The sequence below is a fragment of the Arthrobacter sp. KKT183 genome (genome assembly GCF_055657625.1).
In genome coordinates this window covers 1337372-1352050 of record NZ_CM145770.1, presented here as the reverse complement: position 1 = coordinate 1352050, position 14679 = coordinate 1337372, and the positions used below count along the sequence as shown (strand labels likewise).

Below are 14679 nucleotides of genomic sequence, written 5' to 3'. Positions count from 1 at the left end.
CTTTCACTTGTCGCTTGCAGAAGTCTGGTTGGAGCTGACGGCCGGTCCGGCAGTGCCAGGCACGGCGGGCGGCATCCGCCGCGCAAAGGCAAGGAGCACACCGACGGCGGCAAGCGTGAAGGTGAGGGCAGAACCGCCGTAGGAGATGAACGGCAGCGGCACACCGATGACGGGAAGAACGCCCGTGACCATGCCGATGTTCACAAAGGCCTGGCCGATCAGCCACACGAGGATGGAGCCCATGAGGATGCGCACGAAGGGGTCGGTGTAACGCCGTGCCACCCGGAGGGTTGCCACCGCGAGGATTCCGAAAAGCGCGATCACTACGAGGGTACCGATCAACCCGAATTCTTCACCGATGATGGCGAAGATGAAGTCATTGTGCGCTTCCGGGATCCAGTTCCACTTCTGCCGGCTCTGGCCGATTCCCACTCCCCACCAGCCCCCGGACGCCAGTGCGAAAAGCCCCTGGTTCGTTTGAAAACAGGGATCCGTCGCGCTTTCGCAGTTCAGTCTGAGCCAGGCCTGGATGCGGGTACTTCGTGTGCTGTTGAGGAGGATGGCGCCGAAAGCGCCGGCAATTCCGAGGAGGCCGACCAGCGTAAACAGCTTCATTGGTGCGCCGGCAAAAAACAGCGCTGCTGCCATGATCATTCCGAGGATGATCGCTGTACCGAGGTCACCGCCCAGCATCACGAGCAGGAGGATGACTCCTCCGAGCGGTGCTACAGGTATGAGCGCGTGCTTCCAGTCACGGATCAGGCCGCGCTTGCGTTCCAGGACCGTGGCGCACCACAACGCGAGTGCGAGCTTTGCGGGTTCTGAAGGCTGAAGAGACTGGTTGCCGATCCGGATCCAGTTCTGGTTTCCGTTGATGTTCTCGCCAATGAGCAGCACCAGTACCAGCAGGACAATAGCGACGCCGAGCCCCGGCCACGCAAGGAACTTGAAAACCCGCGGCCCCAATCTGGACAGGACGAGCATCAGCACCACGCCGAGCACCGCATACATGCTCTGTTTGAAGAAGAAGTCAAAGACGATCGCGCCCTCATCAGTTGGCTCGACCGTGGATGCTGCATTGGCAATCGATTCAACAGACGACGCCGAGAGCACCATCATGAGCCCGATGGCCGTCAGCGCCAGCGTGGCGCCGAGAATCATGTAATAGCTGGAGCCGCTGGTCTGCCGGTCCGAACCCTCGAGAAAGCGCCACATGCGTCCGAAGGCACCAAGAACGCCCTTGCGCTCCGGGCGCGCCGCAATGGCATCCGCCGCAGGATTGCCAGAAGCGTTGACCCGGGACGAGCCCCTGCTGCCGGAGTGTTGCCGCGCCGCCGGCCTCCGGCGCGGATGCCGGGTGGGCGTGCTGACCATTACAACTCCTTAGCGGTGAATCCCTGCCCCTCCACAATCCCGCGAACCGCCTCGATGAATGCGGTGCCACGGTGAGCGTAGGAAGGGAACTGGTCCATCGACGCTGCTGCCGGCGCCATGAGAACAGTGTCGCCGTCAACGGCGATACGCAGCGCTTCGGTGACAGCGGCGCGCATTGCCTGAACGCCGTCTGAACTCGAGTGCTGGGACGGCAGCTCGTCTCTACCAGTGTGACCCGCGGCTGGAACTATCACGGGAACATCGGGCGCGTGTCGGCTGAGAGCAGCGGCTAGGTCAGAACTGTCGCGGCCGATAAGGACAGCCGCCTTGAAGCGGGCTGCGTTATCCCTGACCAGGCTGTTGTAGTCGACGCCCTTGGAAAGCCCACCCGCAATCCAGACGACACTGGAGAAGGAGGACAGGGCTGCGTGTGCCGCGTGCGGATTGGTTGCCTTGGAATCGTTGATCCAGAGCACGCCGTCCCGTGCCGCAACAAGCTCGATTCGATGCCCGGACGGCTGGTAGTTACGGATGCCTTCACGCACAGCGGCCGCCGGGACGCCCGCTGCCCGCACCAGGGCCGCCGCTGCCAGGGCGTTGGCAACGAGGTGGCGGGGAACCACTTCCCCGAGGTCCGTCACCGAGGCCAGTTCCGCCGCTGAATCCTTCCGCTGTTCGATATACGCACGATCCACCAGCAGACCGTCTACAACCCCGAGCATGCTGATGGCAGGGGTATTGGTGGTGAAGCCGATCGCCCGGCAGCCTTCCTGGACATCAGCATCCTCCACCATCCGCTCGGTGGCTTCGTCTTCGGCGTTGTACACACAGGCCACGCGGGTGTTCTCGTAGATCATTGCCTTGGCCGCCCGGTAGGCTTCGAATCCTCCGTGCCAGTCCACGTGATCTTCGGCCAGATTCAGGCAGACACTGGCGAGCGGCGCGAGGCTCGAACTCCAGTGCAGCTGGAAACTTGAGAGTTCGACGGCGATCACATCGTAGCCCTGCGGGTCCCGGATGGCGTCGAGCAGCGGCGTGCCGACGTTCCCCGCGGCGATGGCGCGAAGGCCTCCGGCGCGGAGCATCGATTCCGCCAAGGTGACAGTGGTTGTCTTGCCATTGGTTCCGGTGATGGTCAACCACTCAGCGGTGGACCTGCCCCGGCGCACTCGTACGCGCCATGCGAGTTCGACATCACCCCATACCGGGATTCCGGCAGCGGCGGCCGCAGCGAGCAGGGGCTGATCAGGACGCCAACCGGGAGAGGTCACCACCAGTTCGGGCGCTTCGCCGTCCACCTGTGGGAGCGTAGCAGCGGCCTCGGCCCCGAGCAGGACGTCCACTGCCCCGACGATGCGAAGGGTGTCCGCCTTCGCCCTGTTCTCTTCGGAATCCGAGGAGTCGCACACCACAACCCGTGCACCGAGTTCGATCAGCGTGTCAGCGGCAGAGAAACCGGACAGGCCGATCCCCGTTACCACGACGCGTAGCCCTGCCCAGTCAGCGTCCCACGACGTCAGGCTTTCAAGGCGGTCAGAGCTCTCCTGGGCACCTGTACCACTCACAGAAGTACAACCCATTCAGCGTAGAAGATACCGAGCGCGACAGCGACGAACAGTCCGGCAAGGATCCAGAACCGCACAACCACCGTGACTTCCTGCCACCCCTTGAGCTCGAAGTGATGCTGGAGCGGCGCCATTTTGAAGACCCGCTTGCCTCCGGACAGTTTGAAGAAGCCTACCTGGATGATCACGGACAGCGTGATCATGACGAACAGCCCCGCCATGATGACCAGGAGAAGCTGGGTGCGGGAGAGAATAGCGAATCCCGCAATTGCTCCGCCGATCGCGAGCGATCCGGTGTCTCCCATGAAAATTTTGGCCGGTGAGGTGTTCCACCAGAGGAATCCCACCAGAGCTCCGCACATCGCACCGGCGATCAGCGCCAGGTCCAAGGGGTCGCGGACCTCGTAACAGATGTTGGTTGGAACCTCCGGCGATGCGCACCTCTGGTTGAACTGCCAGATGCCCATCAGCATGTAAGCGCCGAAGACAAAGACTGATGCACCGGTGGCCAGTCCGTCCAGGCCGTCCGCCAGGTTCACGCCGTTCGTTGCGGCGGTAATGATGAGAATGGACCACAGAACGAAGAGGATGGCGCCGATAATCGAACCGGCGAATGCCAGGTCGACTGCTGTATCCCTGACAAAGGAGATAGCAGTCGACGCCGGCGTACGTCCATTCTCATCCGGGAAGTTCAGGGCCAGCACGGCAAACAAAACACCCACCAGGGTTTGCCCTATGATCTTCGCCGGTGCGCTGAGTCCCAGGCTTCGCTGCTTTGAAATCTTGATGTAGTCGTCGAAGAAGCCGACGACTCCCATGCCTACGGTGACCATCAGCAGCAGGAGACCGGACACGGTCGGCCCGTCGGAGCCACCCGCCGCCATCATGATCAGGTGTGTGGCGAAGTAAGCGAGAACAACCGATCCGACGATGACGGCACCGCCCATGGTGGGCGTCCCGCGCTTTGTATGGTGGGCCGTTGGGCCGTCGTCGCGAATGAACTGGCCGTAGCTCTTTCGGACGAGGAGCCTGATGAAAAGTGGTGTGCCGACAAGTGCAAGAAGCAATGCGGAGGCGGAGGCAATCAACAGCGCAATCACAGCGAGGGCCCCCCTTGGTTCATTGGACCGGGTCCATTCAATTCAGCCTGTGATCCCGGGGCTGCTTCTGGCACCGCCGACGAGTTGTCTGACGCCAATGCTAGCCGATCACCCAGATGGCGGAGACCGGCACCATTCGAGGATTTCACGAGGACAAGGTCACCCGGCTGCAGTTCCCGATCGAGGATTTCCTCGGCCTGGGAGACATCTTGAACGAAGACCGCTTCGTCTCCCCATGATCCTTCCAGCACTGCTCCGGTGTGGAGTGCTTTGGCCCCGGACCCGACAACCAGCAGCTTGGAGATATTGAGCCGGACAACCACCCTGCCAAGTGCATCGTGGGCAGTGATGGAGTCCTCGCCCAGCTCGAGCATCTCACCGAGTACTGCCCAGGTGCGACGGCCGCGCCCCAGCTCGGCGAGCGTCGCAAGCGCCGCACGCATCGACTCCGGGTTGGCGTTGTAGGCGTCATTGATCACCGTCACGCCGTCCGGCCTGTCGGTACGCTCCATCCGCCAGCGGCTGACCGCCCGGGCGGTGCACAGTCCGGCAGCGATTCGATCCCCCGGAATCCCGAGGAGGTGGGCAGCGGAAGCGGCCGCGAGGAGGTTGGCGACATGATGCCGTCCGATCAGCAGCGGCCGAACCTCGTGACGACCACCGTCCGGGAGGTGCAGGGTGAAACACGGATTACCTTCGACGGAGAGCGTTACATCCGCAGCACGGACGACACTGCTGCCCGGCTCGTCAAAGGTGGAGTCCTCGGTAAAGAGGACGGTCTGTGCCTGGGTCTGATCAGCCATCGCCAGTACCCGCCGGTCATCACCATTAAGGATGGCCACACCGTTTGAACCAAGGGACCGCGGCAGCTCCCCCTTGGCCTTGGCAATCATGTCGACGCCGCCGAACTCACCCGCGTGCGCGGATCCGACGCACAGGACTATTCCGATGTCCGGCTGCACCATGGAGGCAAGGTACTCGATGTGCCCGACGCCCGTGGCGCCCATCTCAATGACCAGGTAGCGGGTGCCGTACTCGGCGGAGAAAACCGTCAGCGGAACCCCAATCTCACCGTTGTACGAGCCGATGGGGGAAACGGTGGGCCCCTCCTGGCGGAGAAGCTGCGCAAGTACGTCCTTCGTGGTGGTTTTGCCCGCTGAACCCGTGATGCCGATGACCGTCAGTGGTGAGTGCGCACGGAGGCGGCGCACCACCTCTCCGGCGAGCCGGCCCATTGCCTCCACGGCATCGGGCACCACCACAGCGGGGAAGTCAGTGCCGGCGTCGTCCATTACCGGCCGCTCGACAAGGGCCAGGACCGCACCGTTCGCGAAGGCACTGGAGACGAAGTGATGGCCGTCTGTGGACTCACCCGGCTTTGCGATGAAGAGACCACCCGGGCGGCTTTCCCGAGAGTCGGTGGTGGCTGAATGGACAACCAAAGAAGGAGCCCCTTGAGCCGACAGGGAGAGCGTTCCGCCTGTGACTGCCGCGATGTCGGCTGCGCTGAATTCAATCATGACGATCTAGGACTCTATCCTGTTGCCGGAAAGCGCAGAGAATCCGTGCCGTGTCAATGCGGCCGCCAGCTCAACCCGGTCATCGAGTGGAAGATTCACGCCCTTGACCTCCTGCCACACCTCATGGCCACGCCCGGCGACAAGGACCACATCGCCTTGCCGGGCAAGAGCCACCGCTCGATCAATAGCCGCAGCACGCGGGAACACCTCAATGATTTCGCACGACAGGTTCTCGCCGTCCCGTGCAACGCGAGCACCCTCAAGCACGTCCGCACGGATGCCGGCCGCGTCCTCATCATGGGGATCGTCATCCGTGATGATCACGACGTCGGCCCGCCTGGCTGCCGTGGCGCCCATGATCGGGCGCTTCGAGACGTCCCTCTGCCCGGTAGCGCCGAAAACCACGATCACACGGGAGCCGGCGTCCGGCACGCGCACCGAGTCGAGCGTAAGCTCCAACGCGTCGGGATTGTGTGCGAAGTCAACAATGGCAGCCGGACGCTCAGCAATCAGCTGCATGCGGCCGGGTACCTGGGTGGTGAACGGATCGTGCGCGTCCGCAGCCCGCTGGAGCGTATCCGCCTCAACGCCCGAAGCCAGAACCATCACCGCAGCCAGAGCGGCGTTGGCTACGTTGAAGGTGCCGGGGAGGCCGCAGCGAAGCCGCAACTGCTGTCTCTGCGGACCAATGAGTGTGAAGGTATGTCCGAGGCCGGTGCGCTGTATCTCCGAGACGTTCCAATCCGCCTCCGACGCACCGGTCACTGACACCGTAAGCGTCTCGACGCCGGCTTGGTCCGCGATGCGGCGCCCCCAGGAATCGTCGATCAGGACGACGGCGCGGCGGGTCCGGTTCGGCCGGAACAGGGCAGCCTTCGCGGCGAAGTACTCTTCCATGCTTCCGTGGAGATCCAGATGGTCCTGGGTCAGATTGGTGAAGCCCGCAACGTCAAAGTGCACTCCGTCGACACGACGGTACTCAATGGCATGCGAGGAAACCTCCATGGCAGCAGCTTCGATACCCCGCTCCCTCATCAGCGCCAGGATGCCGTGCACCTGCGGAGATTCGGGCGTAGTGAGGATGGACGGGATAACCGTTTCCCCTACCCGGATCTCGATGGTTCCGATCAGTCCGGTACTCCTGCCGAGCGCCGACTCCAGTGCAGTCAGGAAGTAGGTCGTGGTGGTCTTCCCATTGGTGCCGGTCACCCCATAGAGCACGGGACGGCTGCCGGCCGGCTGGCTATTGAAAACGACGGCGGCAAGTGGTCCGACGTAATCCCGCACCGGTGCTGCCCGGTACAGCGGAATCCTCGAGCCGCTCAGCGCCGGCTCGGCGACAGCCACTCCCTGGTCATCCGTGAGCACTGCCGTGGCTCCGGCCGCAACGGCTTGACCGGTGAAGTCAGCCCCATGGCGACCCGTGCCCGGCAGTGCAATGTAGAGGTCGCCGGCACGAACTTCCCGGGAATCAATGGTGACGCCCGTGATCGAAGCGGGCGCACCGCCGTCGTGGGGTCCGGTTACGAGCTGCACGCGGGCGAGCTCCGACGGGAGCTCGGCAAGCACCTCATCCATGGTGCGGGGGACGACGGCGTCCGGACGCATGAGCGCAGCGGACTCTTCATTTGTGGACACGTTGGGGCCTGCTTACGCGGTTCAGTACTTGACCGGGTAAGTCTCGGGCTTACCGGTCGAGGGTGGGATGTTGTTCGAGTTCAGAACATACTTCATGACCTTTTGGAAGGACTCCCCCGGAACCAGATAGTACAGGTCACCCTGAGGCCGCTGAAGGGTGACGACGACAATGTACTGCGGGTCCTCCATCGGGGCCATTCCGGCGTAGGAGAGAGTGTAGCCGTCATAGCCGCCCTGTGGACTGGGCGCTTCAGCGGTACCCGTCTTGGATCCCACCCGGTACTGCTCGAGTGCTCCAGAAGCTCCGGACCCTTCCACCGTGACGGTTTCCAGCATGGTGTGAAGCTGATCCGCCGTCTCTTGGGACACCACCCTTGTACCCTCTGCCTGCGGAACGACGTGCTCGGTGCCGTCTGCATCGATGTAGGCGTCGATGAGGCGGGGCTGCAGTCGGACGCCGTCGTTGGCGACGGCCTGGTACACCATGGCGGTGTGCAATGCGGTCTGCGCGAGTCCCTGACCGAAGAGGACGGTGTACTGCTGGCGTTCATCCCACGAGTCCGGCGTCGGGAGAATCCCTGCCGTCTCGCCGTTGAGCCCCACATTGAGCGGTTCGCCGATGCCGAACTTTCGCAGCCAGTCATAGCGCTGCTGCTTGCTCAGCTGCTCACCGATCATGACCGTTCCGGTGTTCATGGACTTGGCGAAAATACCGGCCGCTGTGCGCTTTTCCGTCCCGTGCTCGAACGCGTCCTTGAAGGTCTGCCCGTCCACGGTATAGGTGGGCGGTGTTTCGAACCTGCTGGTCGGTTCGATGATCCCCTCCTCCAGCGCGGCAGCCATGGTGATCAGCTTGGTGGTGGAACCCGGCTCAAAGGAGGCGGTGACTGACAGCGGCTTCCAAAACTCAGGAGCAGTCGCCGCATAGTCGTTGGGGTCGGGCGTGGTTGACTCTGCCATCGCTTTGATGGCACCGGTTTTGGCCTCCACAACAACAATATTGCCCCATTCGGCGTTGTAGTCCTCGACCTGCGCGGCAATGGTCTGCTGTGCGAAGTACTGGAGGTCCTGATCGATGGTCAGCCGCACCGATTGGCCATCCTGTGCGGGCACGTCCTCGTTGGTCGCGTATGGAATGCGTATACCGTCGCCGCCGATCTCGAAGGTGCGGCTGCCCGGTGTCCCCGTCAGCTGTTCCTCCTGGGTGAGTTCGATTCCACTCAGGGCGCGTCCGTCACCGCTCATGAACCCGAGAATCGAGCCCGCTACTGCTCCCGATGGGTACGTGCGCAGTGTCGTGGGGTCGGCGTAGACTCCCGGCATCCCGACAGCAAGCACCTGGTTCCTGATGTCGGGCGTCACCGAACGCGCAACGAAGGCAAACTTGGCGTCTCCGAGGATGGAGGACTTGAGCGTGGCGACGTCCTCTCCAAGGATTGTTGAGAGCTCCTCGAACCCCTGCTCCATGGGGATGTCCTCAACCCGCTTACCGGTCTCCCGGTTGTACCGGTCGAAGGTTTCACCGCCGCTGAGCGTCTGGTCAACCACAATATCGAAGCGCTGCACCGTGTGCGCCAGCTCGTTGCCCTCGTCATCAAGGATGCTGCCACGCAGTGCCGGCACCTGCTGGGTAACCAGTCGCTTGTTCAGGCCGACCTGCGCCATTCCGTCGGGGTCGAGGCCCTGGACCTGGAAAAGGCGAACCCCAAGGACCAGCAGCAGAATCAGGACAAAGGCCAGTCCGACCCTGAGCCTAGCGGCTCCGAGCGCGACCCGTAATGTTTCATGTTGGGGGTTGTCGGCTGGTGCCACCGTGATTCCTCGCTGCGTTGGTGTACTGCGGTCTCTTACTGTCCGGGCTTAGTCTGCGCCGGTGCGGGGATTGTCCCGTCGTCGACGGTCGCTTCCGGTGCGGCGGCCGCGTCCGGTACGGCGGGTTCCGCTGGTGCGGACGGTTCCGCCGGCTCATTCGCAGGCGTCGGCGCGGCGGCCTGGCTCGGCACGTTCACGGCAGGTGCCGGCACGAGAACTGGCGGTGCATCCGACTCCTTGGCTGGCTCCGGGCTTCCGGTGACTGCCAACGAATTTACATCAATGGTCCCAAAAGTCGGGGAGGCCACCATGTCGAGTTCGTGCGCCGCTGATGCGAGGTTCTGCGGTGCGCGGAGGTTCTCCAGCTGCTGCGTCAGCGCCTGGTTCCGCTCGGCAAGTGCAACCTCTTCACCGCGCAGCGAGACCAGTTTGTACTGGCTGCTCGAGACGGAGATGTTCAGCATGAGCACCACCACCAGGGCTGCGATCAGCGCGGCCATGGAGAACACAGCGAATGGGACCCGGCCACGCGTGGGTGCGGCCGGGACCACCGAGAGTGGGGTCCGGCGTCGTTCCCGTCCCGGCTGCACCGCGGGACTGGACACTGCCGGGTGCTGCAGCGCGCGGGCGGTGTTTCCGGCTACTGCGCCGGCCGCTGCATGAGCGCTGTGACGCACAGACGGCCTTTGCTGCACTGATTGGCTCATCTCGCGTTCCTGTCTGTTGTGTTGGATCTGGTGCGTTCCACTGCCCTGAGCTTTGCCGATGCGGCGCGCGGGTTGTCAGCGATCTCCTGGTCGGTAGGAGCCTCCGTGCCCTTGGTCAATGTCTTGAGGTAAGGCTTGTGTTCCTCGAGCTCCACCGGGAATCCGACGGGTGCGGACGATCGCGTTCCCGCTGAGAACGCGGCTTTCACGATCTTGTCCTCAAGGGAGTGGTAGGACATCACAACCACTCTTCCCAACACGTCCGTCGATTCGAGTGCGGCAGGAATAGCACGCGTCAGCACGGTGAGCTCTTCGTTGACCTCGATACGCAGAGCCTGGAAGGTCCGCTTCGCCGGATGACCTCCGGTCCTTGCCGCTCCCGCGGGAACCACGGAGCGGATTGCCTCGACCAGCTCGCCCGTCGTGGTGAACGGCTTTGCCTCCCGGGCCGAGACGATTCCGGACGCAATCCGTCCTGCGAACTTCTCCTCGCCCCAGGTACGGATGATGCGTCGCAGCTCTTCCTCGGAGTAGGTGTTGACGACATCCGCGGCGCTCTGCCCGGTGCTCGTGTCCATCCTCATGTCGAGGGGGGCGTCATAGGAGTAGGCGAATCCGCGGTCACGCTCGTCCAGTTGAAGGGACGAGACACCGAGATCGAAGAGCACACCGTGGACCCGTGCGATGCCGAGGTCTTCAAGGACCGAAGGGATTTCGTCGTACACCGCATGGACGAGGTCGGTGCGGTTCCGATACGGTGCCAACCGCTCTCCGGCAAGCCGCAAGGCCTGCCGGTCGCGGTCGATACCCACGAGGTGAAGTTCACTGAACCGCTGAAGCAGTGCCTCGGAGTGACCACCCATGCCGAGGGTCGCATCGACGACGACGGCCCCCTCACCGGCGGCCTCGATCGCGGGAGCGAGGAGATTGATGCACCGATCCAGCAGAACGGGAGTATGCCGCTCCTGAGTGGGACGCTCCTCCCCCATTCACCCGCTCCTTCCTGCTGTCCTGTTCAGGCTGAGCCTGCGTGAATCCGTTGCCGTGGTACTTCAATCAGATCCCCATCCGCTCCGGGCTTCCGCCTGCCTGGCTCCGGGGAAGGTGATCCAGGTAGTCGGCCGGCTGGGCGGCTGGAGGTCTCATCGAAGATCCTCGGTCAACTCGGTCTTGCTGTACTGCTCTGTGTCTCGCTTGTTCGCAGCTGTCAGATAATTCCCGGCAGTGCATCTTCGTCTGTTTCAGAGAAGGCGGTTTCCTTCTCTTCGAGGTAGTCATTCCAGGCGGTCGCATCCCAGATCTCCGCGCGGCTTCCCGCTCCGATCACTGCGAGCTCCCGGTCCAGCCCTGCGTAGGTCCGCAGCATTGGGGGGATGGTTACCCTGCCCTGCTTGTCCGGAACCTCATCCGAGGCACCCGACAGAAATACCCGAATGTAGTCCCTGGACTGACGCGATGAGATTGGCGCCTCACGCATCTGCTCATGGACCTTGACGAACTCCCGCTGGCTAAAAACGTAGATGCAGCGCTCCTGCCCCCGGGTCAGAACCAAACCCTCGCTCAGCTCGTCGCGGAACTTGGCCGGAAGGATCAACCGTCCCTTCTCGTCCAACCGCGGCGAGTGTGTTCCGAGGAACATTCGCCACCGCCCGTCCGTCATGAGAGCCAAGCGCTGCCACTACGCTCTTATAGCCTCCACTTTACTCCACAATCCTCCACAGTCAATGTCCCTCCGAGCGTTTCTCGATTCGTTCGCCCGGGAAATCCGCGTAGCTGTGCGGTATCTGGCGTGTGGTGGAGAGTGGAGGGTAGTTGGGGGGCAACAGGGTCAGCGATTGATCAGTTCCGGGTCGAACCGCATTAAATGCCGCAGGACCAGCCTTTCGGCCGGCCCTGTGGGGGAAAGTGGAGGAAGTGGGTGGTTTAGGGTTGGTCCCGTTTACGCTCGTCCCACTTTTCTTCGAGACTGCTGAGGAAACTGCCACGCGGAGAACTGGAGGCCTTTGCGACTTTACCGGCACCAGGGGCCGCGCCGTCCACCTTCGACCTTGTGGTGGCGTAGTACACGCCGGCACCCATGATGAGGAAACCCGCCACTCCTACCGGGATGAACTGATTCCAGATGCCCAAAAGCAGGACCGCCAAGCCAGCGACGGTCACAAGCGATCCGAGCACGATGCGGCGCGTGGACATCGAGCGACCGGTGTTTGATGCCATGGAGTGGGCGAACTTGGGATCGTCGGCATGAAGCTGTTGTTCCAACTGGTCAAGCAGCCGCTGCTCGTGTTCCGAGAGTGCCATCACTGCCTCCTTGCTACTAATACCGAATCCCTCAAACCCAACAACGAGTTCAGCCGTGAACTGGTTCCCGGCTGCTGCCGCCGCGATGCGCTTCAGCATGCTGATCTGAGTGGGTCAACGCCTAATTGATCCCTACTGCTAAGGATAGTTTGCAATCACCCGAAGGGAAAGCCACAGTCACCCGCCGGCCGGCCCCTGCCCGCCGGTATCCCGGCGTTTTGGCTGCCCGTCGGCAGGGTGCCCGCCCCTCGCGCCGGACGGCGGTTTGAGCAGCCGCGCAGGCAAGACCATCGACGCACCGAATTTGCCGTTCACCTTGTCGAGTACCTGCTCTGCGAGGCGCCAATTGTCATCCTGGCGGTCGATCGTCAGCTGATGTGAAGTGCCCGCAGCGCCTTCGAGCCGCTCCGCCCGGATTCCGATGAGCCGAACGCTCAGCGGGCGCTCACCCAGCGATTCCAGGAGCTGACACGCTGCCGCATATAAGGCATGCGCGCTGTCGGCAGGTTCGGGGAGGCGCCGTGACCGGGTCAGGGTGGAGAAGTCAGCGTAGCGAACCTTCAGTGACACCCCTCCTGTCTGCAGCCCTGCGGAACGAAGGCGCGTGGCTGTGCGGTGCGACAGGCGAAGCAGTTCTGCCCGAAGGAGATCATCGTCATCGACATCGGATGCAAACGTTTCCTCGGCACCGATACTTTTCTCCTGCCTGCTGACGGTTACCGGACGGGGGTCCTGCCCCCAGGCAAGCCGGTGGACATGGGCACCGGTGGCGCCGAGAGTCCGCTGGAGGACCGACACGGGAGTGCGCGCGACGTCCTCCACGGTCCTGATCCCCAACCGTGCAAGAACCTCCTGGGTTTTGGCGCCGACACCCCAGAGCGCCGACACCGGAAGGGTGTGGAGATATTCCACGGTTCGCGCCGCTGGAATCAGCAGCAGCCCGTCCGGCTTCGCGCGGGTGGAAGCAATTTTCGCGACAAACTTTGTGGAGGCAATACCCACGCTCGCCGTTATTCCAAGTTCCCGGTGGATCATTGTTCGGATCAACTCGCCGATTGTCCTGGGTGAACCCAGTCGCCGGATCGACCCGGCGACGTCGAGGAAAGCCTCGTCGACGCTCAGCTGTTCCACCATAGGCGTGACTGAGCCGAAGATTTCCATGACGGACGCCGACACCTCGGCATAAAGGTGGTGGTGCGGTTCGAGGACGACGGCATGGGGGCAGAGCCGCAGGGCGTTGACCATGGGCATCGCGGAGCGCACCCCGAACCGCCGTGCTTCGTAGGAGGCCGACAGCACCACCGACCGACCTGACGGCGAGCCGGCGATAACAGCCTTGCCCTGCAGGTCTGGGCGGGAAAGCAACTCCACTGAGACATAGAAGGCGTCCATGTCCACATGGAGGATTGTGCAATCCGCGTCCTCGATTCCCGCGAGGTCGGAACGGACGGGCATGCGAACCATCCTACTGCTGCGCGCCCACGGAATCGGTGGGCGGGATGCACCTGAAGCAGCTTCGCCTGGGAGGGCAGCACCTAGACTGAGCCTATGACTGACGGTATCGCTGCTCTTTCCACTCCCGTGCAGGATGAGCAGGATCGCTTCAGGAAGTCGCTTACCGAAGCTACCTCCCGCTTCCTCTCAGCGCAGCGGTCCATCCTCGAAACGGTGTCGTCCGACAGTGCAGTGCTTGTCGATGCGATAGAACGGTTGGCCTCCGGTGGCAAGAAGATGCGTCCGCTGCTGTGCTACTGGGGCTGGCGAGGCGCCGGAGGCGCAGCGGATGACGACGGCGTCGTTCTGGCGGGCATGTCCCTGGAACTGTTTCAGGCAGCTGCGCTCATTCATGACGACATCATTGACCGCTCGGATCTCAGGCGCGGAGCCCCCAGTGTGCACAAACAGTTCGAGACCCTTCATGACGACGGCGGCTGGCATCTGGATGCCGGACATTTCGGAACCGGCGCTGCGATCCTCGCGGGTGACCTGTGCCTGTCTCTCAGCGAAGAAGCATTCGCTTCGATCACCGCCGCACCTAAGCGAACCGCTGAAGCCCGCGCAATATTCAACAGGATGCGCACGGAAGTCATGGCCGGCCAGTATCTGGATCTCCTGGAAGAGGCAGTCGGGCCTGATCGGCACCCGGATGTTGCAGTTCAGCAGGCACTGAGCATCGTGCGCTTCAAATCCGCCAAATACTCCACGGAGCATCCGCTGTGCATTGGGGGCGCTCTCGCGGGAGCATCGCCGTCGTTGCTCGCCGGCTACTCCGGCTTTGCACTCCCCCTCGGGGAAGCTTTCCAACTGCGGGACGATCTCCTGGGCGTGTATGGCAACCCGGCGCTCACCGGCAAGCCCGCCGGCGATGACCTGCGGGAGGGAAAGCGAACGGTGCTGATTGCCAAGGCGCTGCAGGCTTGCAGCGCAGACCAGGCCAGGACCCTCAATGCCGGCCTTGGCCGAGAAGGCCTGAGCCAGGACGAAGTGCTGGAACTGCAGCGCATCATTGACGCAACAGGTGCCCGCGACGAGGTGGAGGCGTTGATAGCCGAACGTGCCCGCGCCAGCTACAAATCGCTGGAGGCACTCCCCCTCGATCCGCCCTGCAGAGACGCGCTCTCCGTTCTTGCGGAAGCTGCCGTTACGCGAGTGGCCTGAACAG

Annotated in this window: 12 protein-coding genes; 1 reads left to right on the top strand and 11 read right to left on the bottom strand. The window is 63.0% G+C overall.

Annotated elements, in window-relative coordinates; all coding sequences use genetic code 11:
* Positions 1-3: 3 nt before the first annotated feature.
* From ftsW to dinB, 11 genes are all read right to left on the bottom strand, one after another.
* Positions 4-1374, bottom strand: a complete 1371-nt coding sequence (gene ftsW, locus ACZ2GY_RS06405) for a putative lipid II flippase FtsW (RefSeq protein ID WP_277357822.1) — start codon at positions 1372-1374, stop codon at positions 4-6.
* A complete protein-coding gene (gene murD, locus ACZ2GY_RS06400) occupies positions 1374-2954 on the bottom strand; it encodes a UDP-N-acetylmuramoyl-L-alanine--D-glutamate ligase (protein ID WP_277357823.1) in 1581 nt (526 codons plus the stop codon). The genes ftsW and murD overlap by 1 nt, the downstream gene beginning before the upstream one ends.
* Positions 2936-4039, bottom strand: a complete 1104-nt coding sequence (mraY, locus tag ACZ2GY_RS06395) for a phospho-N-acetylmuramoyl-pentapeptide-transferase (RefSeq protein ID WP_056547130.1) — start codon at positions 4037-4039, stop codon at positions 2936-2938. The genes murD and mraY overlap by 19 nt, the downstream gene beginning before the upstream one ends.
* Entirely contained in the window at positions 4036-5559 is a 1524-nt protein-coding gene (locus ACZ2GY_RS06390) for a UDP-N-acetylmuramoyl-tripeptide--D-alanyl-D-alanine ligase (protein ID WP_277357824.1), read from the bottom strand. Before ACZ2GY_RS06390 ends, mraY begins: the two co-directional genes overlap by 4 nt.
* A 6-nt stretch (positions 5560-5565) precedes the next feature.
* On the bottom strand, positions 5566-7167 hold the full coding sequence (locus ACZ2GY_RS06385) for a UDP-N-acetylmuramoyl-L-alanyl-D-glutamate--2,6-diaminopimelate ligase (RefSeq protein ID WP_471673558.1): 1602 nt from the start codon (positions 7165-7167) through the stop codon (positions 5566-5568).
* A 51-nt stretch (positions 7168-7218) separates the two neighbouring features.
* A complete protein-coding gene (locus tag ACZ2GY_RS06380; protein WP_277357825.1) occupies positions 7219-9009 on the bottom strand; it encodes a peptidoglycan D,D-transpeptidase FtsI family protein in 1791 nt (596 codons plus the stop codon).
* Positions 9010-9044: 35 nt separating this feature from the next.
* Positions 9045-9716 (bottom strand): cell division protein FtsL, encoded by a 672-nt coding sequence (gene ftsL, locus ACZ2GY_RS06375; RefSeq protein ID WP_277357826.1) that lies wholly within the window; start codon positions 9714-9716, stop codon positions 9045-9047.
* Positions 9713-10705 carry a 16S rRNA (cytosine(1402)-N(4))-methyltransferase RsmH gene (gene rsmH / locus ACZ2GY_RS06370; RefSeq protein WP_346028373.1) on the bottom strand — a complete coding sequence of 331 codons (993 nt, stop codon included), beginning with the start codon at positions 10703-10705 and terminating at the stop codon, positions 9713-9715. Before rsmH ends, ftsL begins: the two co-directional genes overlap by 4 nt.
* 218 nt (positions 10706-10923) lie before the next feature.
* On the bottom strand, positions 10924-11355 hold the full coding sequence (gene mraZ / locus ACZ2GY_RS06365) for a division/cell wall cluster transcriptional repressor MraZ (RefSeq protein ID WP_056547768.1): 432 nt from the start codon (positions 11353-11355) through the stop codon (positions 10924-10926).
* Between the two features lie 284 nt (positions 11356-11639).
* The gene (locus tag ACZ2GY_RS06360) at positions 11640-12017 is read right to left on the bottom strand and encodes a DUF3040 domain-containing protein (RefSeq protein ID WP_277357858.1); all 378 of its coding nucleotides are present in this window, start codon (positions 12015-12017) and stop codon (positions 11640-11642) included.
* Between the two features lie 177 nt (positions 12018-12194).
* Entirely contained in the window at positions 12195-13472 is a 1278-nt protein-coding gene (gene dinB, locus ACZ2GY_RS06355; protein WP_471673313.1) for a DNA polymerase IV, read from the bottom strand.
* 93 nt (positions 13473-13565) lie between these two features.
* Between dinB and ACZ2GY_RS06350 the strand changes: the two genes are divergently transcribed.
* A complete protein-coding gene (locus ACZ2GY_RS06350; RefSeq protein ID WP_346028375.1) occupies positions 13566-14675 on the top strand; it encodes a polyprenyl synthetase family protein in 1110 nt (369 codons plus the stop codon).
* The last annotated feature ends 4 nt before the right edge of the window (positions 14676-14679 follow it).

What these genes read in the sequence shown, in the direction of transcription:
- mraZ (WP_056547768.1), bottom strand. Translation starts at nt 11,355, where the DNA reads ATGTTCCTCGGAACACACTCGCCGCGGTTGGACGAGAAGGGACGGTTG.
- ACZ2GY_RS06390 (WP_277357824.1), bottom strand. Translation starts at nt 5,559, where the DNA reads ATGATTGAATTCAGCGCAGCCGACATCGCGGCAGTCACAGGCGGAACG.
- ACZ2GY_RS06350 (WP_346028375.1), top strand. Translation starts at nt 13,566, where the DNA reads ATGACTGACGGTATCGCTGCTCTTTCCACTCCCGTGCAGGATGAGCAG.
- dinB (WP_471673313.1), bottom strand. Translation starts at nt 13,472, where the DNA reads ATGCCCGTCCGTTCCGACCTCGCGGGAATCGAGGACGCGGATTGCACA.
- ACZ2GY_RS06385 (WP_471673558.1), bottom strand. Translation starts at nt 7,167, where the DNA reads ATGCGTCCGGACGCCGTCGTCCCCCGCACCATGGATGAGGTGCTTGCC.
- rsmH (WP_346028373.1), bottom strand. Translation starts at nt 10,705, where the DNA reads ATGGGGGAGGAGCGTCCCACTCAGGAGCGGCATACTCCCGTTCTGCTG.
- ACZ2GY_RS06360 (WP_277357858.1), bottom strand. Translation starts at nt 12,017, where the DNA reads ATGGCACTCTCGGAACACGAGCAGCGGCTGCTTGACCAGTTGGAACAA.
- ftsL (WP_277357826.1), bottom strand. Translation starts at nt 9,716, where the DNA reads ATGAGCCAATCAGTGCAGCAAAGGCCGTCTGTGCGTCACAGCGCTCAT.
- ftsW (WP_277357822.1), bottom strand. Translation starts at nt 1,374, where the DNA reads ATGGTCAGCACGCCCACCCGGCATCCGCGCCGGAGGCCGGCGGCGCGG.
- murD (WP_277357823.1), bottom strand. Translation starts at nt 2,954, where the DNA reads ATGGGTTGTACTTCTGTGAGTGGTACAGGTGCCCAGGAGAGCTCTGAC.